Raw genomic sequence first — 22,009 nt, 5'->3', positions numbered from 1 at the left:
AGGCCCGATCGGACCCGCGTCCAGATCAGGCCGCGTCGAGGGTGGCTTCCTTCTGGGCGATCTGCTGGATGCTGTTGGTTGTTGCGTTGATGCGCTCCGACGTCTCGAAGGCGGTGTTGGTGCGCTCGACCACCTGGGTCGTGGTGCTGCCGCCGGTGCTCTGCTTCGCCGGCTTCTTCTTGGCCGACGCCTTGACCGCGGTCTTGGTGCGGATCTTCTGGGCCGAGCCCGGCTCAAGGCTGTCGGCGGCGACCAGATACTCGTCGCGGCGCTTGACGATGTTCTGGTTGATGCCGCTGGCCATGGCATAGTCCTTGTCCAGCTGCGCCCGGATCAGGGCGAGGCGCTGCTCGGCCTCCGGCTTGCCGATCCGCTTGGCCTTGTAGTCGGCCTTGACGCGCGCGATCTCGGCGCGGCGGCAGTTGACCAGCTGGTCCAGCGCGACCTGGGTGCGGTTCAGGTTCTGGTTCTCGGTGTCGAGGTCGCTCATCACGCCCAGGATCGCCTGGTCGCGGCCCTGCTGCATCTTCGAGTTCCAGTAGCCGCCGAGCGAGCCCAGCGCAGCACCCGCCGCCGCGCCGATCAGCGCGCTCTTCACGTTGCCGCCGGCCAGCGCCCCGGTCAGCGCACCGACGCCGGCACCGATGGCGGCGCCCTTCAGCATGTCCTCGGCATAATAATCGCCGGTCGAGTCGAGCGCGACGCGGTATTGATAGCAGGCGTCGGAACCGTCATTGGCACCGATGCGGTCCTGCTGCGTGGTCACACAGCCGGTGAGCGCCATGGCGACGATGGTGACGGAGACGAGGCTGGCCCTGACACGGTTGCTTCGCATGACCTGGATTCCCGTTTTGCTTCTCTGGTTCGGGCGTCGTTCGTTCCGGTCCCGAAACATGGCCGGACCGCGCCACCCCCACAGCGACGCCGGTCCCCGGCCGACCGAATCCCGGCTGCAACGCTGCCACAGCAACAACCTCGACGGAAGGGGTCATTACCACCAATTCGTGCGGCCTTTTATGCATCGGCATCCGCGTGTAGCCTGGACGGCGACGTATCGTTGGGGGAATGCAATGTCTGGAGGAATGCGGCGCCCGGCTGGGCTGGCAATCGCCTTCGCCGCCGCGGTGGCGGGAGCGGCCCTGACGATGGCCGCCGCCCCGGCGCGGGCGGAAATCGCGGCCCTGGTGATCGGGATCGACCGCTACACCTACATCAATCCGCTCCAGGGCGCGGTGAACGACGCGCGCGACATCGCCGACGCCCTGAAGGGGCTGGGCGTCAAGAAACTACGTCTCTTCGTCGACGGCGATGCCGAGCGCAGCCGCATCATCCGGGCCTGGCGGGAGCTGGTGGCCGAAACCGCGCCCGACTCGACGCTGGTCCTGACCTTCGCCGGTCACGGAGCCCAGCAACCGGAACGTGTACCCGGCAGCGAGGCGGACGGAAAGGACGAGTTCCTCGTGCTGGCCGATTTCGCCCCGCGGGGACCGGGCACCGCCCAGCGCCTGACCGACGACGAGATCGCCGTGCTGCTAAAGGAGGCGGCGCCCCGCCGGGTGATCTTCATTTCCGATTCGTGCCATTCCGGCACCATGACCCGCGGCTTCGACGACCGCGCCGGCATGCTGGGCACGCGGGCGGCGAGGATAGACGGCAAGCTGGTTGACGGCATCGACGACGACGCCCTGCCGCCGCCCACCCGAGCCGCCCTTCAGGCGGAAGCGGAGGAACAGCCCAACGTCACCTTCTTCGCCGCGGTCGCCGACCATGAGCTGGCGCCGGAGGTGATGATCAACCGCAAGCCGCGCGGCGCCCTCAGCTGGGCCTTCGCCAACGCGCTGCGCGGGCAGGCCGACCGCGACGGCGACGGAATCGTCACCAAGGGCGAGCTGGAGACGCACATCCGCGGCGCCGTGCGCATGGCGCTGGAAGGGCGCCAGCATCCGCAGGTCCAGCCACGCGGCCGGGGCGAGGTGCCGCTGATCGATCCGGTCGCCGGCCGCCCGAAACCGCCTTCCCTGCTGCCCGCCGCCGGCCCGATCCCGCTGCGCATCCTGGGCAAGCCGGCGGCGGTGAAGATTCTGGCGGCCGGGATGAGCGGGGTCGAGTCGGTCGGCAAGGAGGATGCGGCACTGGTCTGGGACAGCGCCGGCGGCGAGGTGGTCAGCTCGATGGGCGACGTGCTGGCCAGCATTCCCGGCGACCCGATGGCGGCGGAAACCCGGCGGCGGGTCCAGGGGGTGATCGATAAATGGTCGCTGGTGGTGCGGGTGAAGGCCGCGGCGGAAAGCCGCTCGCTGGCCCTGGCGGTGGAGCCCGGCGACCGTGCCTACCGCAAGGGGGAGACGGTGTCGCTCGACATCCGCGGCAATGCCGGGACCTATTTCACCCTGATCAACCTCGCCGCCGACGGGACGGTCAACTACCTCTACCCGCTGGCCGAGCGCAACGACCCGGCGCAGATCCCGCGCGGCGGTCCCTACCGGCTGGCGCTGACGGTGGAGCCGCCCTTCGGCGCCGACCATTTCCTCGCCATCGCCTCGCCCAGGCCGATGGCCGCCCTGCAACGGGACCTCGCGGCACTGGAAGGCAAGCCGGCGGCCGGCGAGGTCGCCACCCTGCTGACCCGGCACCTGACCGGACAGCCGGTGGAGTTCGGCATCCACGGCGTCTACAGCACCGCGCGGTGAACGGAATCAGGCCAGCGCCGGCAGCTGGACGGCAAGCGCGAGATGCAGCTCGTGCCGGCCGTCCGGCAGCCCAGGACGATGGCCGAAATCGAGCCCGATGCCGCTGAGCGCCAGGCCGTTCGCCGCGGCATGGCCCTGCAGCCGGGCGAAGCCCTCGGCGATCCCGGACACCGGGCCGTCATGGACGATCCGCAGGTAGCGCCCGGCGGCAAGGTCGATCCGGACCATGCCGGCGGGAATCTCCGTCGCCCTGGCCGCCAGGAACCCGACGAGGTCGCGCCGCTTGCCGCTCTCCTCCGGCAGCGACACCGCAGCGAAGGAGGTCGCGCCGGTGTCGGCGGCAAAGACATGCTCCCATGCGGCGGCGATTGCCGCCGGCGGATCGTCCGGGCCGGCTTCGACCATGCAACCTATGACGGTCAGTTCGGGATAGCTCACCGTTTCGATCATGACGTGTTTCCCCTCAAAGCTCCGGATCGTCGAGCAGGCGCACGAGGACCGGTCCGGCGGAGCCGGTGCCGACCGGCTGGCCATCCACCGACACCAGCGGACGCAGGCCGAGGCTGTTGGTCAGGATGGCCTCGTCGGCGCGGGCGAGATCGGCGGGGGTCAGCGGCGCCTCCTCCGCGCCATGGCGCTCCAGGACCAGGGCGCGGCGGATGCCGGGCAGCGCGCCGTCGGCGACCGGCGGGGTCAGCAGCCGGCCGCCGACCGACAGGAACAGGGTGGCGACGCTGGATTCGGCCAGCCGGCCGGCGCCGTTCAGCAGCATCGCCTCGTCGGCGCCGCGTTCCGCCGCCTCCTGCCGGGCCAGGATGGAATCGAGATAATTCAGCGACTTCAGCCGCGACAGCGGCGAATGCTCGTTGCGCCGGGTCGAGCGGGCGATGACGGCTGCAACCGGCGCGGTCATGTGGGCGGCGGGAGCCAGCGTGATCAGGACGGTCGGGCTGGCGTCGGCCGGCGGCAGGACGCCGCGGGCGCCGGTGCCGCGCGACAGGGTCAGCCGCAGCACGCCGTCGGCGATGCCGCCGGCCGCGATCAGCGCCGCCATCGCCCCGGCAAGCGCCGCAGGATCGTAGGGCAGCGGCAGGCGCAGCAGGGCCGCCCCGGCGGCCAGCCGGTCGAGATGGCGCTGCAGGTGGCGCGGCGCCCCGGCCTTGACCCGGATCGTCTCGAACAGCCCGTCCCCCAGGGTGAAACCGCGGTCCGCCGGGTCGATCCGCGCCGCGGCGTCCTCGACCAGCCGCCCGTTCAGCCAGACCGTCATGCCGTCCCCTCCCCTGCCAATTCGCCGACCGCGCGCAGCTGGGCACGGGCCTTGACCAGCATCTCCTCATGCTCCGCCGCCGGGTCGGAATCGGCGACGATGCCGCCGCCGGCCTGGGCGATCACCGCGTCCGGCGTCACCGACAGGGTGCGGATGACGATGTTGCTGTCCATCGCGCCGTCGAAGCCGATCCAGGCCACCGTCCCGCAATAGGCGCCGCGGCGCGACACCTCCAGCTCGTCGATGATCTGCATGGCGCGGATCTTGGGCGCGCCGGTGATCGACCCGCCGGGACAGGCGGCGCGCAGCAGATCGACCGGACCCAGCCCCGGCCGCAGCCGGGATGTCACCACCGACACCAGATGATGGACGCTGGCGAAGCTCTCCAGCCCATAGAGCACCGGCACCCTGACGCTGCCGATCTCCGACACGCGGCCGAGGTCGTTGCGCAGCAGGTCGGTGATCATCAGGTTCTCGGCCCGGTCCTTGACGCTGGCACACAGCTCCGCCGCCGCCGCCGCGTCTGCCGCCGGATCGGCGTGGCGCGGGCGGGTGCCCTTGATCGGCCGCGTCTCGATGGTCCGGTCGGCGCCGAGCCGGATGAAGCGCTCCGGCGACGCCCCGGCCAGCCGCAGCCGCGGGCCGCAGTTCAGGAAGGCGGCGAAGGGCGCCGGGCTCAGGGCGCGCAGCCGCTCATACAGCGCGTAGGCGTCGATGGTCCCGTCCACGTCGGCCAGGAAGCGCTGGGTGAAGTTGGCCTGATAGATGTCGCCGGCACGGATATACTCCAGCACCCGCCCGACCCGGTCGAGATAGTCGGGACGCGACAGCTCCGACCGCCAGGACAGCGGGGCCGGTCCGGCCGATCGTTCCGGATGCGGAACGGACAGCCGCGCGGCCATCCGGCGGGCGCGCTCCTCCGCCTCCGGCCGGGCGGCGACGACCCAGGCCCGCCGTTCCTGCCGGTCGAAGGCGGCGACGACGTCGTAGAGGCCGAAGGCCATGTCCGGCTGGCCGCCCGGATTGGCGTGGCGGGAGCGCATCCCCTCCAAAGACATTCCGGTTTCGTAACCGATGAAGCCGACCGCGCCTCCGGTAAAGGGGAACGGTCCGGCAGCCGGCAGTGGATGGGCGGCGAGCGCCCGTTCCAGCGCGTCGAAGGAGCCTCCCGCCACCGGGGCGCCGTCGAGCAGCGTTCGGCTGCCAATGGCCTCGATGGTTTGAAACGGTTCCGCAACGATATAGGAATAGCGACCGTTCTGCGGATGGGCCGCCGCGCTGTCGAGCAGCATCGCCCAGGGCTCGGCACTCCAGGGACGGAAGGCGGCGGCGGGATCGCCGCAGGAGACGGGTATGGTCAGCATGGCGGTGCCAAAGGGCCGGCGGGCATGGGCGGCCTACATCAAGATGGTGGCGCCGCCGTCGACGACCAGGACATGGCCGTTGACGTAGGAGGCCGCAGCGGAGGCCAGGAACACCGCCGCCCCGGCGATCTCGTCGGGCCGGCCCCAGCGGTTCATCGGCGTGCGCTTGGCGAAATAGGCGGCGCGCTCCGGATCGCCGGTGATCGCCGCATTCGTTTCGGTCGCGAAAAAGCCCGGTGCGATGGCGTTGCTGGTCAGGCCGAGCGGCCCGTATTCGGCGGCGAGCGCCCGCACCATGCCGTTCAGCCCGGACTTCGCCGCGGCATAGACGCTGTCGTTGGCCCGCGCGATCTGCCCGGCGACCGAGGTGACGGCGATCAGCCGCCCGCGCCCCTGCGGCAGCATCAGCCGCGCCGCCTCCCGCGCAAGGATCAGGGAGGAGGCCAGATCGACGTCGAGAAGGCCGACGATCTCGTCGTCCGTCAGGTCAGCCAGCGGCTTGCGGTTGCGCTGCCCGACATTCTGGACCAGCACGTCGAGCCGGCCATGCTCCTGCGCGATGCGGGCGAAGGCCTCGCGCACCGCCGCCCGGTCGGACACGTCGAAGGCCAGCGCCGACGCCGTTCCGCCAGCCGCGCGGATCTCCGCCACGCGGGCATCCAGCACCGCCGCGTCGCGGCCGTTCAGCAGCACATGCGCCCCCGAACCGGCCAGCGCCCTGGCGATCTCCAGCCCCAGCCCGCGCCCCGACCCGGTGACCAGCGCCACCTGCCCGGCGAGCGAGAAGGCCGACAGATAGGGCGGGGTCGTCGCGGCCATGCCCGTCTCCCCGTCCGCTTCCATGTCCGTTCCCATGCCTGTGCCTCCGGCTGTTGCGGCACGTCATGCGCCCGACGCCGAGATTTAGCAGACCCTCGAGCGCATTGGCAGCCTCGATGCGGCATGCGCTTGCCGGCCGATTGTTGCCCGTCTACCACCATCGAACAGATGGGCCATCGAACAGATGGGCCATCGGACAGACAGGTTCCATTGGCCGCCTCACCGGGAAGGTTCCGACCATGCCGCTTCCGCCACCCGACAAGCTCCGCGAGCTTGCGACGATGTTCGCGACCAATGCGCCGGCCGCCGACAGCTTCGAGCCTTTCAGCGAAACACGGACCAAGCTGGCGAAATACTCCAAGATGGCGCTGATCGGCGGTGCCCAGAGCGGCCTGCAGACCGGCGTCACCGCGCTCAGCGGGGTGGCGACCACGAGCGTCAATGTCGGGATCGGCTCCATCTCGCTGTTCCCGCTGGGGGCGGCGCTGGGGCCGTGGCTGGTGGCGCTGGCCATCGGCATCACCGCGAACGGCATCTTCGCCCTGCACGACCTGCGCACCGCCGCCACGCGCAGCAACGGCTATCCGTGCAGTTGCGGCAAATGCAAGGCCAACCTGACCTATGTGATCGACCGCAAGGAGAACAACACGGCGATCAAGGCGGTCAGCGTCTTCACCGCCGGCCTGCCCTTCATCGCCGACCGCATCTGGTCGATCCGCAAATCCTTCCGCAAGGACAGCCCGAAGGAGAATGTCTGCACCAGCCTGATCGAGGGAGCGCGCGGCGGCTGCGTGTGCGCGATCGCCTCGATCATGATGCTGTGCGGCGAGTGGAAGCAGAATGAAAAGGCGAATGCCGAACTGGTGGTCGATGCCGTCGCCATCATCTGGTCGAGCGACGGCGCCAAGAAGCTGAAGTCCAAATGGTGATGGCCGCAGGGTGATGCCCCAGGAAGATGGCCGCCCGGCCGGATGGGAAAAAGGCCCCGGATGGCGGGCATCCGAGGCCTTTCCCATGTCGTCACGCCGTGGCCGCTATCCTGCCGGTCAGTGGACCGACGCCTCGCGGCCGGCCGCGGCCGGCACCGCCGGCAGGGCGAAGCCGAGCGGCGGGCGTTCGGGCGCCTTGAAGCCGTGCGGCCGGTCCTCCTCGACCACCGCGCCGTCCAGCGCCAGCCGGCCGTCGACCAGCGACAGGGTCATGGTGGTCTTGCCCTCGACCTCCTCGTCGAGCAGGCGCTCGGCGATCGGATCCTCGACCAGCCCCTGGATCGCCCGCTTCAGCGGACGGGCGCCGAAGGCCGGATCCCACCCCAGGTCGCCCAGCCGCCGTCTGGCCGCCGCATCGGCCGCCAGGGTGACGCCGCGCTCGGCCAGCCGCCCGTTGACGCGGGCGAGCTGGATGTCGACGATCCGCGCCATCTGGTCGCGTCCCAGCCGGCGGAAGATCAGCACGTCGTCCAGCCGGTTGAGGAACTCCGGCCGGAAGGCCTTGCGCACCGCGTCCATCACCTCCACCGTCGCCCCGGCCATGTCCTCGCCGTCGCCGAGCGCGCTCAGCGCCTCGGCCCCCAGGTTGGAGGTCATGATCAGGATCGCGTGGCGGAAATCGGCAGTGCGGCCCTGCCCATCCGTCAGCCGCCCGTCGTCGAGCGCCTGCAAGAGGACGTTCAGCACGTCGGGATGCGCCTTCTCCACCTCGTCCAGCAGCACGACCTGATAGGGCCGCCGCCGGATGCGCTCGGCCAGCGAGCCGCCGTCGTCATAGCCGACATAGCCCGGCGGCGAGCCGATCATGCGGCTGACCGCGTGCTTCTCCATGTATTCCGACATGTCGAGGCGGGTGATCGCCGTCTCGTCGTCGAACAGGAAGGCGGCCAGCGCCTTGGCCAGCTCGGTCTTGCCGACGCCGGTGGGCCCCAGGAACAGGAAGGAGCCGGTCGGCCGACTGGGATCCTTCAGCCCCGCGCGGGCACGCCGCACCGCCTTGGCCACCGCGCGCACCGCCTCCCGCTGGCCGACCACCCGCTCGCCCAGCTTGTCCTCCATGCCCTTCAGGCGATGGCGCTCGCCCTCCAGCATCCGCTCGACCGGGATACCGGTCCAGCGGGTGACGACGGCGCCGATGTCCTTGGCCGTCACCTCGTCGCGCTCGGCGCTGGCCCGCGATTCGGCATCGGCCAGCCGCTTCTCCAGGTCGGGCACCACGCCATAGGCCAGCTCGCCGGCCTTGGCCCAGTCGCCGTCGCGCTGGGCGCGCTCCAGCTTCGTGCGGGCCTGGTCCAGCTCCTCCTTCAGGCGGCGTCCCTCGGTGCGGCGGGACTGCGAGGCGCGCCACTCCTCCTCCATCGAGGACTGGCGGGCCTCCGCCTCGGCCAGTTCGCCCTCCAGAACGTGCAGCCGCTCCTGCGAGGCGGCATCGGGCTCGGCCTTCAGCGCCTCGCGCTCGATCTTCAGCTGGGCGACGCGGCGGTCGACGGCGTCGAGCGCCTCGGGCTTGCTGTCGATGGCCATGCGCAGGCGGCTCGCCGCCTCGTCGACCAGATCGATCGCCTTGTCGGGCAGCCGGCGGTCGCCGATGTAGCGCGCCGACAGGCTCACCGCCGCGACAACCGCCGCGTCGGCGATGCGCACGCCGTGATGGACCTCGTACTTGCTCTTGATGCCGCGCAGGATCGACACCGCGTCGTCGGCCGACGGCTCGTCCACCGTCACCGGCTGGAAGCGGCGGGCGAGCGCCGCGTCCTTCTCGATGTATTTGCGGTACTCGTCCGGCGTGGTGGCGCCGACGCAGCGCAATTCGCCGCGCGCCAGGGCCGGCTTCAGCATGTTGGCGGCGTCCATCGCCCCGTCGGTGCGGCCGGCGCCGATCAGGGTGTGCAGCTCGTCGATGAACAGGATGATGCGGCCATTGGCCTCCGCCACCTCCGACAGCACGGATTTCAACCGCTCCTCGAACTCGCCGCGGAACTTGGCGCCGGCCAGCAGCGCGGTGAGGTCGAGCGCCAGGACGCGCCGGTCCTTCAGCCCTTCCGGCACGTCGCCGGCGGCCAGACGCTGGGCCAGACCCTCCACGACGGCGGTCTTGCCGACGCCGGGGTCGCCGATCAGCACGGGATTGTTCTTGGTGCGCCGCGCCAGCACCTGGATGGTGCGGCGGATCTCGTCGTCGCGGCCGATGACCGGATCGAGCCGGCCCTGCCGCGCCTCTTCGGTCAGGTCGCGGGTGTAGCGGGCCAGCGCCTCGCCGGAGGTCGTCTCGGTCTCCGCCTCGGCGGGATGGTCCTTGCGCTGCGCATCGGCGGCGGCGGCCAGCGCGTCGGCATCGATTCCGGCCCGGCGGAACAGCGCGCGCAGCGGGCCGCTCTGGCGGGCGAGGCTCTCCAGCAGCCGTTCGGCGGTGACGAAGCGGTCGCCGCCGCTGCGCGCCGACGCGACGGCGCCCTGTAGCACGGCGGCCAGCGCCGGCGACATGTAGAGCGGCTGCGGCCCCTCGCCCTGCCCCGGCTGGACCGGCGCGTGGGACAGCTGCTCCTCGGTCGCGGATTTCAGCAGGTCGGGGTCGCCGCCGGTGTCGCGCACCAGACGCGCGGCGACGCCGCTGCCGTCGTCGATCAGGGCCTTCAGCAGATGTTCGGGGAGAAGCTGTTGATGCCGCTCGGCAAGAGCGGCGATCTGCGCGGCCTGAATGACGCCACGCGCACGATCGGTGAATTGACCGAAGTCCATCCGGCACTCCGTTTCCATGGTCTCCCGCCCAGCCATCCGGCGCGGGACGGCGCGTCCACGGTCCGCAAAATGCGCGACCGCCCGGCGCCTGATGGGTAAATGGTTAACGGAATTGCGGCGATCAAGAGGGGTGAGGCGACCTGCCCGGCCGGGCGGCGGCGCAGGGCCATATTGACACGCGATCCCCGCCTCCCCCTTCATAGCGTCGCGGTATCGAGGGTGGAGGCTCCGGCATCATGGATCTGCGGCAGCTGCGCTATTTCCTGGGCATCGTCGAGCATGGTTCGATCTCCCGCGCGGCGGAGGTGCTGCGGGTGGCGCAGCCGGCGCTCAGCCTGCATCTGAAACGGATGGAAGAGGATTTCGGCTGCCAGCTCGTCCTGCGCACGGCCCGCGGCGTGGTGCCGACGGAAAGCGGCCGGCGGCTGGCGCAGCGGGCGGCAACACTGATCGAGGCGATGGACGGGCTGCGCGACGAGGTCCGCGCAGTGGAGGCGGTGCCGGCGGGGCCGGCGACGGTCGGCATCCCGACCTCGCTCGGCCCGGTCCTGACGGTGCCGCTGGCGCTGGCGGTGCGCCGCGCCTATCCGCAGATCCGCCTGCGGGTGGTCGAGGGGCTGTCCGGTCACATGCGGGAATGGGTGCTGTCGGGACAGCTCGACCTCGCGCTGGTGTTCGGCGCCAAGGACATGGGCGGGCTGGAGACCGAGCCGGTGGCGCAGGAAAAGCTGCATCTGGTCGGGCCGGCGGACGACCCGCTGCTGCGCGGCCGCAGCGCGATCCCCTTCGCCGAGGCGCTGGCCCTGCCGCTGATCCTGCCCGGCCGCCCCCACGGCGTGCGCGAGGAGGTGGAGCATGCGGCGATGCTCGCCCGCAGCGGCGTCACCGTCGCCATGGAGATCGACGCGCTGGAACAGATCAAGGCGCTGGTGGCGGAAGGCTGCGGCTACACCGTGCTGTCGGAGCGGGTGGCGCGCTACGGCGCGGTGGCGGAGCGGCTGACCGGCCTGCCCATCGCCGACCCGCAGATCGACCGCAGCATCCTGCTGGCCCATGCGTCCGGCCGGCCGATGCCTGCCGCCGCCCGCGCGGCACGGGGCATCCTGCGCGACATCCTGGCCGGGCTGACCGAGGATGGCGGATGGCGGTGAGCGCCTCCGCGCCGATCACGAACCGAGCCCGCTCACGAGCCGAGCCCGCTCACGAGCCGAGCCCGCTCACGAGCCGAGCCCACTCACGAGCCGAGATTGACGATCTCCACCCGCCGGTTGACGTCGCTGGCCGGGTTGGCCGGGTCGAGCAGTTGCTGCGATCCCAGGCCGCGCGACTTCAGGCGGTCGGGCGCCACGGCGAAGGTCCTGGTCAGATAGTCGCGAACCGCGGCGGCCCGCCGCTTCGACAGGGCGAGATTGTAGTCGGCGCCGCCGACGCCGTCGGTGTGGCCGGTCAGCTGGAAGCTGTAGGCGCTGAGCTCCGGCGAGGTCAGGGCGCGGCCAAGCTCGTTCAGGATGCCGCTCGCCTTCGGCGTCAGGTCGGCCGAGTTGAAGGCGAACTCCACCTGGAAGCTGATCCTAGGCGCCGCCTTGGGCCGGGTTGCCGCCGCGGCGGGAGCAGCCGGCGCCGCCGTGTCTGCGGTGCCGAGCGCCAGCCCGCGGGTCTTCGGCTTCTGGCCGATCAGCGGTGCGTCGGGCGGCGCATCGGGGGCCGCCATCTTCAGCGCCTTGATGAAATCCTCCGACGTGGTCGGCGCGGCGGCCGGGTCGGCCGCCCAGCCGGCGCCCCCCAGCGCCAGCACCAGGCACAACCCGGCCAATGCCGGCCGCAATACCCTGACAGTCCCGCTTTTCATCCTCTACGCCCCCCAATTGCGATGCGGACAAATTTAGGCATATCCTAAACGACAGCGTGCCCGCCGACCAGAGGCGACCGTCCGGGTTGTGGTCTCCCCAGCCAATTCAGCCTCATATAGGGCACCAGACACGGCGCCGTTGCTCGCCTTCGGCGGCAACGCCGACGCCGATATCCGCCCTCCCGCGGCATCGCGGCGCCCCCGGCCCGGCCGTAACCAGCCCTCCACAGGGGTCGCCACAAGGCCCGCCGCAACGCCGCCGCGGGAAAAGCCATTTTTTGCCGCAGCGCCGCGCGGTGCACGGTCTTGCTCCCGCCACAGTGCGGCGATACCGTGCAGCCCACGCCGCAGCCGCCCCATCGGAACATGCACGACATCGTCATCCAAGTCCTCGGCGTTGCCGGGCTCCTCGCCCTCGTCAGCTTCCTTCCGCCGCTGGCCGCCCGTTTCCGGATGCCCTACACGGTGCTGCTTGCCGGTGTCGGCGTGGCGCTGGGCGCGGTCATCCAGACCTTCGCCGGGCCGGGCAAGGATCCGTTCCACGACTTCCTGAACTCGCTGGCCGAACTGGACGTCTCGTCCGACGTGCTGATGCACATCTTCCTGCCGATCCTGCTGTTCGAGACGGCGCTGGCGGTCGACGTGCGGCGGCTGTTCGACGATCTGGGGCCGATCCTGCTGATGGCGGTGGTCGCGGTGTTCGTCTGCACCTTCGCCGTCGGCTATGCGGTCAGCCTGTTCACCTCGCTGGGGCTGGTCGCCTGCCTGCTGCTGGGCGCCATCGTCGCCTCCACCGACCCGGCGGCGGTCATCGGCATCTTCCGCGACCTCGGCGCGCCGAGACGGCTGACGACGCTGGTCGAGGGCGAGAGCCTGCTGAACGACGCCGCCGCCATCGCGCTGTTCACCCTGCTGCTGGAGATGCTGACCCGCACCTCGCACGGCGGCGTGTGGGCGGCGGCGCTGGACTTCCTGCGCGACTTCTCCGGCGGCGTCGTCACCGGTTATGTCTGCGGCCGGGTCGTCTGCATGGTGGTGGAGCCGGTGCGCAACCAGCCGATGGCCGAGATCACGCTGACGGTGGCGCTGGCCTACCTGTCCTATGTGCTGGCCGAGCATTATGTCGGCGCATCCGGCGTGGTGGCTGTGGTGACGGCGGCGCTGGTCATCGGCTCGGTCGGCAAGACCCGCATCTCGCCCGCCACCTGGGGCGCGATGGAGCATGTCTGGCAGCAGCTGGGCTTCTGGGCCAACTCGATGATCTTCCTGCTGACCGCCATCCTGGTGCCGCGGCTGATGGCCGACGCCGGCTGGGCGGAGGTCGGGCTGGTGCTGGTCGTGGTGGCCGCCGCCTTCGCCGCCCGCGCGGTGGTGCTGTTCGGCCTGCTCCCGGTGCTGTCCTGGGCCGGGCTGTCGCAGAAGGTCAGCAACTCCTACAAGACCGTGATGCTGTGGGGCGGCCTGCGCGGCGCGGTGTCGCTGACGCTGGCCCTGGCGGTGACCGAGAATTTCCGGGTGCCCGACCGGGTCCAGAGCTTCGTCGCGGTGATGGTCACCGGCTTCGTCTTCGTCACGCTGTTCGTCAACGGCACGACGCTGCGCTGGCTGATCCGCGTGCTGAAGCTGGACGAGCTGACGACGGTGGAGCGCGCCATGCGCAACCGGGCGCTGGCGCTGTCCACCGACAGCATCCGCGACCGCGTCGCCGCCGTCGCCCAGACCTACGAGGTCGACGCCGCGGTCAAGGACGTGATGATCGCGCGGTACGAGGAGCGGCTGAAAAGGATCGACCGGGAGCGCCATGGCGAAGCCGAACTGAGCGACGAGGACCGCGTCACCATCGGCCTCGTCATCCTGGTGAATCGCGAGGAAGAACTCTATTACGCCCACTTCTCCGAAGGGGTGGTGTCGCGCTCGGTGATGGAGATGCTGGCGGGGCGCAGCGGCCGGCTGCTCGACGCGGTCAAGAGCCAGGGCCGCAACGGCTACCGGGCGTTCGAGGAGCCCTTCATCGCCTTTTCCGTCTGGATGCGGACGGCGAGCTGGCTCCAGCGCCGCTTCGGCATCCACCGGCCGCTGGCACGGCGCCTGTCGATGCGGTTCGAGGTGCTGGTCGCCGTGCGCACCGTGCTGCGCGAGCTGCTGGCCTTCACCCGCGACCGGCTGGCCCGCGTGCTGGGGCAGGACGTGGCGTTCGAGCTGGAAGGCATGCTGGTCGGCCGGCTGGGCATCGTCGAACAGGCGCTGGCGGCGCTGAAGCTGCAATATCCGGACTATGCGGTGGTGCTGCAGAGCCGCTATGTCGGCCGCGCCGCCCTGCGGCTGGAGCATGCCGACTACCGCACCATGCATGCCGAATCGATCATCAGCCAGGAGGTGCTGACCGACCTGGAGCGCGACCTGGAGCAGCGGCGCCGGGTGCTGGAACGGCTGCCGAGGCTGGACGTCCGCTTCGACGTGGCGGAGCTGGTGCGCCGGGTGCCGCTGTTCGCCGACCTGCCGGCGGAGCGGGTGGCGACCATCGCCACGCTGCTGCGCGCCCAGCTGGCGCTGCCGGGCGAGACCATCCTGCGCCGCGGCGACCGCGGCGAGTCGATGTTCTTCATCGCGTCCGGCGCGGTCGAGGTGCTGGTGCCCAATCTGGCGGAACCGGTGAAGCTCGGCACCGGCGACTTCTTCGGCGAGATGGCGCTGCTGACCCGCCAGCGGCGCAATGCAGACGTGCGGGCGCTGGGCTATTGCCAATTGCTGGTGCTGGATGAGAAGGATTTCCGCCGGCTGGTGCAGAAGGACGCGGATCTGCGCGTCCACATCCAGGCGGTCGCCGAGGCACGCCGGCAGCCGACCCAGTCGGCGCCGGCAATCCCGGCGGTAAGCTGACCGCCAGGCAGGTTTCTCCAGATCGGGCCGCAGGCCCGGCCTGGAGAAACCTGCGGACTCCATGGTTTTGCAGGTTTTCCGAGCCCCCCCATTCATGGGCGGAGTTCGGAAAACCTGCTTAGGGAAGGATCTTCGATGAACGAGACCGCGACGGGCGGCGGCCAGCCCTGGCTGCGCCTGATGCCGGGTCTTTTCGTGCTGCTGTGGAGCACCGGCTTCATCGGGGCGAAATACGGCCTGCCCTATGCGGAGCCGCTGACCTTCCTGCTGATCCGGCTGGGGCTGGTCGCCGTCGTGCTGGCGCTGGTGGCGCTGGTGAGCCGCGCGCCCTGGCCGAAGGACTGGGCGACGGCCGGGCGTATCGCGCTGGCCGGGCTGCTGGTCCATGGCGTCTATCTCAGCGGCATCTTCATCGCCATCGCGCATGGGCTGCCGGCGGGGGTCACGGCGCTGGTCGTCGGCATCCAGCCGCTGCTGACCGCCGCCCTGTCCGGCCCGCTGCTGGGCGAGCGGGTGAGCGGCCGGCAATGGGCGGGCCTGCTGCTGGGTCTGGCCGGCGTCGGGCTGGTGGTGCGCGAGAAGATGGCGATCGACGCCGCGCATCTGGTCCCGCTGGGCTACGCCCTGGTGTCGCTGGTCGGCATCACGCTGGGCACACTGTACCAGAAGCGCCATGGCGGCGGCATGGATCTGCGCAGCGGCACGGCCATCCAATATGCCGCCACCGCGCTGGCGCTGGCCATCGCCGCGCCGATGGTCGAGACGATGCATGTGGAGTGGACGGGGGAATTCGTCTTCGCCCTGCTGTGGCTCTGCTTGGTGCTGTCGGTGGGGGCGATCTTCCTGTTGTTCGCGCTGATCCGCCGCGGTGCCGCGGCCAAGGTCGCCAGCCTGTTCTACCTGACCCCGCCGGTGACGGCGCTGGTCGCCTGGGTGCTGTTCGGCGAGAAGCTCGGCATCGTCGCGCTGGCCGGCATGGCGGTGGCGGTCTGCGGCGTGGCGCTGGTGAACAGGAAATGATGGCGGGCAGGAGGAGGGCGGTGCGCCCTCCCCTCCCCGCTCCCGCTCAGCCCCATTTCATCTCGCCGGTCGCCACCTTGGCGCCGATGTCGAGCGCGATGCCCATCCCGGCATCGGGATAGCGCCGCTTCATGGCGGCGATCAGGTCGGCGCCGGTCTTCGCCTTGGCCAGCTCCTCCTCGAACGCCAGCAGATACGCCCTGGTGTGGGCGATGGCCGCGGCATCGGGCACGGCACCCGGTGCGGCATGGCCGGCGACCACGATGGCCGGGTCGCGCCCGGCCATCGCGTCGAGGGTCTTCACCCAGGCCGCCCGCGCCTCGGCGGTGGGGGTGTCGGCGGTCCAGACATGGACGCCGGAGAAGACCAGCACGCCGCCGAAGACAGCACGCAGCGACGGAACCCAGAGATAGCGGCGGTTGGCCAGCCCCTGGGCTTCGACGATCTCGACGGCCCTGCCCTCGAGCGTCAGGGCCGGCCCGTCGAACGGCTCCGGCATGACGATGTCGGCCAGCGTCTGGGGGCCGTTCTCCTTCAGCTTGGGCCCCCAGACGGCAAGCTTCTTTACGACATTGCCCTTGATCGCCGCGACGGTGGCGGACGCGGCGGCGACACGGGCGGCCGGGAAGGCGGCCTTGACCGGCCCCAGGCCGAAATAATAGTCGGGGTCGCTCTGGCTGACATAGATGGTCGTCAGCGTCCTGCCGGACGCCTTGATCGCATCAGCCAGCGCCTTGCCGTCGGACAGGGTGAAGCCGCCGTCGATCAGGATCGCCTCGCGCTCGCCGGACAGCAGGACCGGGGCGCGGAGGAAGCCGGCCTCACCGGCGGGGAAATGCGTCCAGGACAGCGGGGCACCGCTGGCGGCGAAACCACCGGCCGGGACGAGAGTGGTGGCGAGGCCGGCCACGCCGGCAAGGCCGGCGGCCGCGAGGATATCCCTGCGGGTCAACATGCTGTTGTCTCCTGTTGGATCGGGCAATTGGAGTTGGAATCGGTGCTGGCAATCAAAGCCGGCCGTCATAAGGCGCGCAGGAGCGCGGCCAGCCTGCCGGGTTTGGAAAAGAGGATGTCGGAGTCCAGCTTGCGCCGGTGCGAGCCGTCGTCGAACAGCAGGGTCGGCACGCCGTTGGCGCGATGCTCCGCCATCAGTTGCCGGCCCCGCTCCACCCGTGCGGCGGTGGCGGCAGTCAGCGCGCCGTCCTGTCCGCCCTCCCGCCCGGCGACAAGCGCGGCGGCGGCGGCGAGCCCAAGCCCAGCGAGGATGTCCGACAGCGTTTGCGCCGCGGTGACGTCCCGCCCGTCGACATAGCGCGCGGCCTGGATGGCGGCGAGCGCCTGGAACTCCCGTTCGGGCGCGGTCACCGATACCGCGGTCAGTGCCTGCGTCGCGGGGCCGCTGTCGAATGGCCGCCGGCGGTCGGCGAGGATGCGGGTCCGGTAGAGCCCGCTGAAGGGCTGGCCGGTCATGGCCTGGATGCGCTGGTCGTTCGCCCAGGCATAAGCGGCGAAGCCTTCGTCCATCGGGCGCGCCCCGGCGCCGGAAAACAGGCCGGTCGGCAGCAGGTCGAGCGCGAGGCCGGCGAGGCCGGCCAGCGACGCGAGCGCCGGCGAGGCGCCATAGCACCAGCCGCAGAGCGGATCGAACAGGTAGATGACGGTCTTGGTCTGGCTCATGGTCGCCCGCCGGGATGCCGGTGAAGGAATGGACGGACCTTATCCGGCGGCAATTGTGCTGTGTAGCCGGCATTAAATGGACATATCGTATGGCATCGGCAGACAATCGGAGCCCTCCAGTCCCATGAGCGAACCGAGGAACCTGAACCGCATCGCCCATTTCGCCGCGGTGGTGGAGACCGGCTCCTTCACCGCGGCGGCGGCGCGGCTGGGGATCACCAAGGCGGTGGTCAGCCAGCAGGTCGCGCGGCTGGAGGAGGAGGTCGGCTCGACCCTGCTGGTCCGCACCACGCGCAAGGTCCGGCCGACCGAGGCGGGATGGACGTTCCACCGGCGCTGCGTCGTGATCCTCCAGGAGGCCGAGGATGCGTTCGCCGAGCTGGCGGAAACGGCGGCGGAACCGTCCGGAATGCTGCGGCTCACCGCGCCCTTCGACTATGGCGTCTCGGTCGTGGTGCCGGCCGTCGCCGCTTTCGTGAATGCCCATCCGGCCTGCAAGGCCGACATGGTGCTGGCCGACCAGTCGCTCGACATCGTCGCCCGCGGCTTCGATCTGGCCATCCGCGTCGGCTGGCTGGCCGACACCAGTTTGCAAGCTCGCCAGCTCGGCAGTTTCCGCCAGTTGCTGGTCGCCGCGCCGGCCTTGGCCGGCCGGCTCGTCGGGTCGGCCAGTCCCGCGGACATCGCCGCCCTGCCCTTCGTCGCCAACGCGGCGCTGCGCGATCCGCTGACCTGGCGCTTTTCGTCCGACAGCGGCGAGCAGCACAGCGTGACGACGCGGGCCGCCATCACGCTGGACGCCACCTTCGCCGTCCGCGAGGCGGTGCGCGAGGGCGCCGGGCTGTCGGTGCTGCCGGACTATTGCGTGGCCGACGACCTGGCATCCGGACGCCTCGTGCAGGTCCTGCCGCGCTGGACGCTGCCGTCCGGCGGGATCCACGCCGTCTTCCCGGCCGCCCGCTTCCGCCCGACCAAGGTGCGGGCCTTCGTCGATGTGTTGACCGACCGCGAGCGGAGCAGGCACAGCCCGGCCGGATGATTGCAAGAAGCGGTATTTCTGCAGCGGGCGGTCCGGCTGCGGCGAAATTTCGCTGGATCGTTCGTTCGATCAGCAATTTAGTATGTCCGACAAAACGATAAATCCCCCCGGGAGGGACGCGATGGCGGACGTGCTCGATTTCGGCAGCTTCGATTATATCATCGCCGGTGGCGGCACGGCCGGCTGCGTGCTGGCCAACCGGCTGTCGGCCGATCCCGACGTCTCGGTCCTGCTGCTGGAGGCCGGCGGCAAGGACAATTGGGTGTGGCTGCATGTCCCCGCCGGCTATCTGTTCTGCATCGGCAACCCGCGCACCGACTGGTGCTTCAAGACGGAAGCCGAGCCGGGGCTGAACGGGCGCAGCATCCATTACGCCCGCGGCAAGGTGCTGGGCGGCTGTTCGTCGATCAACGGCATGATCGCCATGCGCGGGCAGGCCCGCGATTACGACGAATGGGCCGCGATCACCGGGGACAAGCGCTGGAGCTGGAGCGAGGTGCTGCCGGTCTTCAAGGGCAGCGAGGATTACTGGCGCGGCGCCGACGAGATGCATGGGGCCGGCGGCGAATGGCGGGTGGAGCGGCAGCGGCTGCGCTGGGATTTGCTCGACCGCTTCGCCGAGGCGGCGCAGCAGGCGGGCATTCCGCGCTCGGACGATTTCAACCGCGGCGATAATCTCGGCGTCGGCAGCTTCGAGGTCAACCAGAAGGGCGGCGTGCGCTGGAGCGCCGCCAAGGCCTTCCTGCGGCCGGCGCTCGACCGCCCGAACCTGAAGCTGGTGATCGACGCCGCCATCGACCGGGTGGAGATGGCGGACGGCCGCGCCACCGGCTTCCGCTTCACTGTGAAGGGCGAGCCGGCACGGGCGGCGGCGCGGATCGAGACGGTGCTGGCCGCCGGCTCCATCGGCAGCCCGGCCATCCTCCAGCGCTCCGGCATCGGTCCGGCGGCGCATCTGCAGGGGCTGGGGATTCCGGTGGTGCTGGACGCGCCGGACGTCGGCGCCAACCTGCAGGACCATCTGCAACTGCGCATGATCTACAAGGTCGACGGCATCGTGACGCTGAACAAGCGGGCCGGCAGCCTGTTCGGCAAGGCGATGATGGGGCTGGAATACGCCCTGTTCCGCAAGGGGCCGCTGACCATGGCGCCAAGCCAGCTCGGCGTCTTCGCCAAATCCTCGCCCGAGGTCGCGACGGCCGACCTGGAATATCATGTGCAGCCGCTGTCGCTGGAGAAGTTCGGCGATCCGCTGCATGCCTTCCCGGCCTTCACCGCCAGCGTCTGCGACCTGCGCCCGGCCTCCCGCGGCTGGACTCGCATCGCCTCGGCCGACCATCGCGAGAATCCGGCGATCGCGCCCTGCTACCTGTCCGATCCGGCCGACCGGGCGAAGGCGGCCAAGGCGCTGGCGCTGACCCGCCGCATCGTGGCGCAGCCGGCGCTCGCCCCCTACCACCCGCAGGAATACAAGCCCGGCCCGAGCTTCCGGACGGAAGAGGAGCTGGCGAATGCGGCGGGCGACATCGGCACCACCATCTTCCACCCGGTCGGCACCTGCCGGATGGGCGGCAGGGACGACGCGACATCCGTCACCGATGCCGAGATGCGGGTGCGCGGCGTCCGCGGCCTCCGGGTGATCGACGCGTCGGTGATGCCGACGCTGACCTCCGGCAACACCAACACCCCGACCGTGATGATCGCCGAGCGCGGCGCCGCCCTGATGCGGGCGGAGCGGCGCGCGGCGACGCGGGGGTGAGGCTTGCCTTCGATTCCCTCTCCCGGGGCGGGAGAGGGCTTAAGACGACCGCCTGCTATTTCAGGAAGGGCAGGTTCAGCCCCTGCTCCTTCGCGCACTCGATGGCGATGTCGTAGCCGGCGTCGGCGTGGCGCATCACGCCGGTCGCCGGGTCGTTCCACAGCACGCGGCCGATGCGCCGCGCCGCGTCGTCGCTGCCGTCGCAGACGATGACCATGCCGGAATGCTGCGAGAAGCCCATGCCGACGCCGCCGCCATGGTGCAGGCTGACCCAGGTCGCGCCGCTGGCGGTGTTGAGCAGCGCGTTCAGGAGCGGCCAGTCCGACACCGCGTCGGAACCGTCCTTCATCGCCTCGGTCTCGCGGTTGGGGCTGGCGACCGAGCCGCTGTCGAGATGGTCACGGCCGATGACGATCGGCGCCTTCAGCTCGCCCGACTTCACCATCTCGTTGAAGGCGAGGCCGAGCCGGTGGCGCTGCCCCAGCCCGACCCAGCAGATGCGCGCCGGCAGGCCCTGGAACTGGATGCGCTTTGCGGCCATGTCGAGCCAGTTGTGCAGATGGGGATCGTCGGGGATCAGCTCCTTCACCTTGGCGTCGGTCTTGCGGATGTCCTCCGGGTCGCCGGACAGCGCCGCCCAGCGGAAGGGGCCGACGCCGCGGCAGAACAGCGGGCGGATGTAGGCGGGGACGAAGCCGGGGAAGTCGAAGGCGTTCTCCAGCCCTTCCTCCTTCGCCATCTGGCGGATGTTGTTGCCGTAATCGACGGTCGGGATGCCCATGGCGTGGAAGGCCAGCATCGCCTCCACCTGCACCCGCATCGACTTGCGGGATGCCGCGGCGACGGCGGCCGGCTGGCTTTCGCGGGCACTCTCCCATTCCTCCAGCGTCCAGCCCTGCGGCAGGTAGCCGTTGACCGGATCATGGGCGGAGGTCTGGTCGGTGACGATGTGCGGCCGCGCCTTCAGCTCGGTGCCGGCACGGCGGGCCAGTTCGGGGAAGACGTCGGCGGCGTTGCCGAGCAGCCCGACCGAGATCGCCTCGCCCTTGGCGCAGGCCTCGGCGATCCAGTCCAGCGCCTCGTCCAGGTCGGCGGTGTGGCGGTCGAGATAGCCGGTGCGGATGCGCATCTCGATGCTGCTGGGCCGGCATTCGACCGCCAGCATGCAGGCGCCGGCCATGGTCGCGGCCAGCGGCTGCGCCCCGCCCATGCCGCCCAGCCCGCCGGTCAGGATCCATTTGCCCTTGAGGTCGCCGTCGTAGTGCTGGCGCCCGGCCTCGACGAAGGTCTCGTAGGTGCCCTGGACGATGCCCTGGCTGCCGATGTAGATCCAGGATCCGGCGGTCATCTGGCCGTACATCGCCAGACCCTTGCGGTCGAGCTCGTTGAAATGCTCCCAGGTCGCCCAGCGCGGCACGAGGTTGGAATTGGCGATCAGCACGCGCGGCGCGTCGGCATGGGTGCGGAAGACGCCGACCGGCTTGCCAGACTGGACCAGCAGGGTCTCGTCGTCGTTCAGCGACCGCAGCGCCGAGACGATGCGGTCGAAGCTGTCCCAGTCGCGGGCGGCGCGGCCGATGCCGCCATAGACGACCAGCTCCTGCGGCCGTTCGGCCACGTCGGGGTCGAGGTTGTTCATCAGCATGCGCAGCGGCGCCTCGGCGAGCCAGCTCTTGCAGCTCAGTTCGGGGCCGTGCGGGGCACGGATGACGCGCTGGTTGTCGAGACGGGATGACATGCGACGGGCTCCTGGTGGGAGGGGTGGTGCGTGTGATGCTGGTTCTTGCCCCCTCCCCAACCCTCCCCCGCTTCGCGGGAGAGGGAGCAGGCGCTTGTTCGGGAAGGTGGCGGCAGTCCCCTCTCCCGCGATCGGACCGGCCTTTGGCCGGCCGAGAGCGGGGGAGGGTTAGGGAG

At 70.6% G+C, this 22,009-nt stretch carries 17 protein-coding genes; 7 read left to right on the top strand and 10 right to left on the bottom strand.

Annotated elements, in window-relative coordinates:
- Positions 1 to 25 precede the first annotated feature (25 nt).
- Complete coding sequence (locus AL072_RS14705) at positions 26 to 835, bottom strand: YMGG-like glycine zipper-containing protein (protein WP_045586110.1); 810 nt, start codon at positions 833 to 835, stop codon at positions 26 to 28.
- A gap of 247 nt (positions 836 to 1,082) precedes the next feature.
- Between AL072_RS14705 and AL072_RS14700 the strand changes: the two genes are divergently transcribed.
- Positions 1,083 to 2,690: a caspase family protein gene (locus AL072_RS14700; RefSeq protein ID WP_045586109.1), complete on the top strand. Its 1,608-nt coding sequence runs from the start codon at positions 1,083 to 1,085 to the stop codon at positions 2,688 to 2,690.
- 6 nt (positions 2,691 to 2,696) lie between these two features.
- Here AL072_RS14700 and AL072_RS14695 read toward each other — a convergent pair whose 3' ends face one another.
- Genes AL072_RS14695 through AL072_RS14680 form a run of 4 tightly spaced genes read right to left on the bottom strand, consistent with a single transcriptional unit; the run spans position 2,697 to position 6,143 of the window.
- Complete coding sequence (locus AL072_RS14695) at positions 2,697 to 3,140, bottom strand: GyrI-like domain-containing protein (RefSeq protein WP_045586108.1); 444 nt, start codon at positions 3,138 to 3,140, stop codon at positions 2,697 to 2,699.
- Between the two features lie 13 nt (positions 3,141 to 3,153).
- Complete coding sequence (locus AL072_RS14690) at positions 3,154 to 3,960, bottom strand: aminotransferase class IV (protein WP_045586107.1); 807 nt, start codon at positions 3,958 to 3,960, stop codon at positions 3,154 to 3,156.
- Entirely contained in the window at positions 3,957 to 5,324 is a 1,368-nt protein-coding gene (gene pabB, locus AL072_RS14685) for an aminodeoxychorismate synthase component I (RefSeq protein WP_045586106.1), read from the bottom strand. The genes AL072_RS14690 and pabB overlap by 4 nt, the downstream gene beginning before the upstream one ends.
- Before the next feature lie 33 nt (positions 5,325 to 5,357).
- A complete protein-coding gene (locus AL072_RS14680; protein ID WP_045586266.1) occupies positions 5,358 to 6,143 on the bottom strand; it encodes an SDR family oxidoreductase in 786 nt (261 codons plus the stop codon).
- Between the two features lie 239 nt (positions 6,144 to 6,382).
- Between AL072_RS14680 and AL072_RS14675 the strand changes: the two genes are divergently transcribed.
- On the top strand, positions 6,383 to 7,072 hold the full coding sequence (locus AL072_RS14675) for a hypothetical protein (RefSeq protein ID WP_045586105.1): 690 nt from the start codon (positions 6,383 to 6,385) through the stop codon (positions 7,070 to 7,072).
- A gap of 117 nt (positions 7,073 to 7,189) precedes the next feature.
- Here AL072_RS14675 and clpB read toward each other — a convergent pair whose 3' ends face one another.
- The gene (gene clpB, locus AL072_RS14670; RefSeq protein ID WP_045586104.1) at positions 7,190 to 9,871 is read right to left on the bottom strand and encodes an ATP-dependent chaperone ClpB; all 2,682 of its coding nucleotides are present in this window, start codon (positions 9,869 to 9,871) and stop codon (positions 7,190 to 7,192) included.
- 236 nt (positions 9,872 to 10,107) lie between these two features.
- On the opposite strand from clpB, the gene AL072_RS14665 reads away from it, so the two are divergent.
- Positions 10,108 to 11,022 (top strand): LysR family transcriptional regulator, encoded by a 915-nt coding sequence (locus tag AL072_RS14665; protein WP_045586103.1) that lies wholly within the window; start codon positions 10,108 to 10,110, stop codon positions 11,020 to 11,022.
- 83 nt (positions 11,023 to 11,105) lie between these two features.
- Here AL072_RS14665 and AL072_RS14660 read toward each other — a convergent pair whose 3' ends face one another.
- Positions 11,106 to 11,720 (bottom strand): OmpA family protein, encoded by a 615-nt coding sequence (locus AL072_RS14660; protein WP_045586102.1) that lies wholly within the window; start codon positions 11,718 to 11,720, stop codon positions 11,106 to 11,108.
- A gap of 306 nt (positions 11,721 to 12,026) precedes the next feature.
- Between AL072_RS14660 and AL072_RS14655 the strand changes: the two genes are divergently transcribed.
- Together AL072_RS14655 and AL072_RS14650 are read left to right on the top strand one after the other, a co-directional pair.
- On the top strand, positions 12,027 to 14,600 hold the full coding sequence (locus AL072_RS14655; protein ID WP_245636871.1) for a cation:proton antiporter: 2,574 nt from the start codon (positions 12,027 to 12,029) through the stop codon (positions 14,598 to 14,600).
- Between the two features lie 135 nt (positions 14,601 to 14,735).
- Positions 14,736 to 15,620, top strand: a complete 885-nt coding sequence (locus AL072_RS14650) for a DMT family transporter (protein ID WP_045586100.1) — start codon at positions 14,736 to 14,738, stop codon at positions 15,618 to 15,620.
- Between the two features lie 46 nt (positions 15,621 to 15,666).
- Here AL072_RS14650 and AL072_RS14645 read toward each other — a convergent pair whose 3' ends face one another.
- Positions 15,667 to 16,575 carry an MBL fold metallo-hydrolase gene (locus tag AL072_RS14645; RefSeq protein ID WP_045586099.1) on the bottom strand — a complete coding sequence of 303 codons (909 nt, stop codon included), beginning with the start codon at positions 16,573 to 16,575 and terminating at the stop codon, positions 15,667 to 15,669.
- A 65-nt stretch (positions 16,576 to 16,640) separates the two neighbouring features.
- The gene (locus tag AL072_RS14640; RefSeq protein WP_045586098.1) at positions 16,641 to 17,297 is read right to left on the bottom strand and encodes a DsbA family protein; all 657 of its coding nucleotides are present in this window, start codon (positions 17,295 to 17,297) and stop codon (positions 16,641 to 16,643) included.
- 124 nt (positions 17,298 to 17,421) lie between these two features.
- Between AL072_RS14640 and AL072_RS14635 the strand changes: the two genes are divergently transcribed.
- Both AL072_RS14635 and AL072_RS14630 read left to right on the top strand, forming a co-directional pair.
- On the top strand, positions 17,422 to 18,336 hold the full coding sequence (locus tag AL072_RS14635) for a LysR family transcriptional regulator (RefSeq protein WP_045586097.1): 915 nt from the start codon (positions 17,422 to 17,424) through the stop codon (positions 18,334 to 18,336).
- 121 nt (positions 18,337 to 18,457) lie between these two features.
- A complete protein-coding gene (locus AL072_RS14630) occupies positions 18,458 to 20,095 on the top strand; it encodes a GMC family oxidoreductase (RefSeq protein WP_045586096.1) in 1,638 nt (545 codons plus the stop codon).
- 55 nt (positions 20,096 to 20,150) lie between these two features.
- On the opposite strand, the gene hutU is transcribed toward AL072_RS14630, so the two are convergent.
- Positions 20,151 to 21,833, bottom strand: coding sequence for a urocanate hydratase (gene hutU / locus AL072_RS14625; protein WP_045586095.1), 1,683 nt, complete (start codon positions 21,831 to 21,833; stop codon positions 20,151 to 20,153).
- Positions 21,834 to 22,009 lie beyond the last annotated feature (176 nt).

Origin of the sequence: Azospirillum thiophilum (genome assembly GCF_001305595.1) — a bacterium.
Taxonomy (GTDB): Bacteria; Pseudomonadota; Alphaproteobacteria; order Azospirillales; family Azospirillaceae; genus Azospirillum; species Azospirillum thiophilum.
This window is presented reverse-complemented; position numbering and strand designations above follow the sequence as displayed.

Bases quoted from the DNA above. Each gene is read 5' to 3' on its own strand.
- AL072_RS14705 (WP_045586110.1), bottom strand. From the start codon at position 835: ATGCGAAGCAACCGTGTCAGGGCCAGCCTCGTCTCCGTCACCATCGTC.
- AL072_RS14700 (WP_045586109.1), top strand. From the start codon at position 1,083: ATGCGGCGCCCGGCTGGGCTGGCAATCGCCTTCGCCGCCGCGGTGGCG.
- AL072_RS14695 (WP_045586108.1), bottom strand. From the start codon at position 3,140: ATGATCGAAACGGTGAGCTATCCCGAACTGACCGTCATAGGTTGCATG.
- AL072_RS14690 (WP_045586107.1), bottom strand. From the start codon at position 3,960: ATGACGGTCTGGCTGAACGGGCGGCTGGTCGAGGACGCCGCGGCGCGG.
- pabB (WP_045586106.1), bottom strand. From the start codon at position 5,324: ATGCTGACCATACCCGTCTCCTGCGGCGATCCCGCCGCCGCCTTCCGT.
- AL072_RS14680 (WP_045586266.1), bottom strand. From the start codon at position 6,143: ATGGCCGCGACGACCCCGCCCTATCTGTCGGCCTTCTCGCTCGCCGGG.
- AL072_RS14675 (WP_045586105.1), top strand. From the start codon at position 6,383: ATGCCGCTTCCGCCACCCGACAAGCTCCGCGAGCTTGCGACGATGTTC.
- clpB (WP_045586104.1), bottom strand. From the start codon at position 9,871: ATGGACTTCGGTCAATTCACCGATCGTGCGCGTGGCGTCATTCAGGCC.
- AL072_RS14665 (WP_045586103.1), top strand. From the start codon at position 10,108: ATGGATCTGCGGCAGCTGCGCTATTTCCTGGGCATCGTCGAGCATGGT.
- AL072_RS14660 (WP_045586102.1), bottom strand. From the start codon at position 11,720: ATGAAAAGCGGGACTGTCAGGGTATTGCGGCCGGCATTGGCCGGGTTG.
- AL072_RS14650 (WP_045586100.1), top strand. From the start codon at position 14,736: ATGAACGAGACCGCGACGGGCGGCGGCCAGCCCTGGCTGCGCCTGATG.
- AL072_RS14645 (WP_045586099.1), bottom strand. From the start codon at position 16,575: ATGTTGACCCGCAGGGATATCCTCGCGGCCGCCGGCCTTGCCGGCGTG.
- AL072_RS14640 (WP_045586098.1), bottom strand. From the start codon at position 17,297: ATGAGCCAGACCAAGACCGTCATCTACCTGTTCGATCCGCTCTGCGGC.
- AL072_RS14635 (WP_045586097.1), top strand. From the start codon at position 17,422: ATGAGCGAACCGAGGAACCTGAACCGCATCGCCCATTTCGCCGCGGTG.
- AL072_RS14630 (WP_045586096.1), top strand. From the start codon at position 18,458: ATGGCGGACGTGCTCGATTTCGGCAGCTTCGATTATATCATCGCCGGT.
- hutU (WP_045586095.1), bottom strand. From the start codon at position 21,833: ATGTCATCCCGTCTCGACAACCAGCGCGTCATCCGTGCCCCGCACGGC.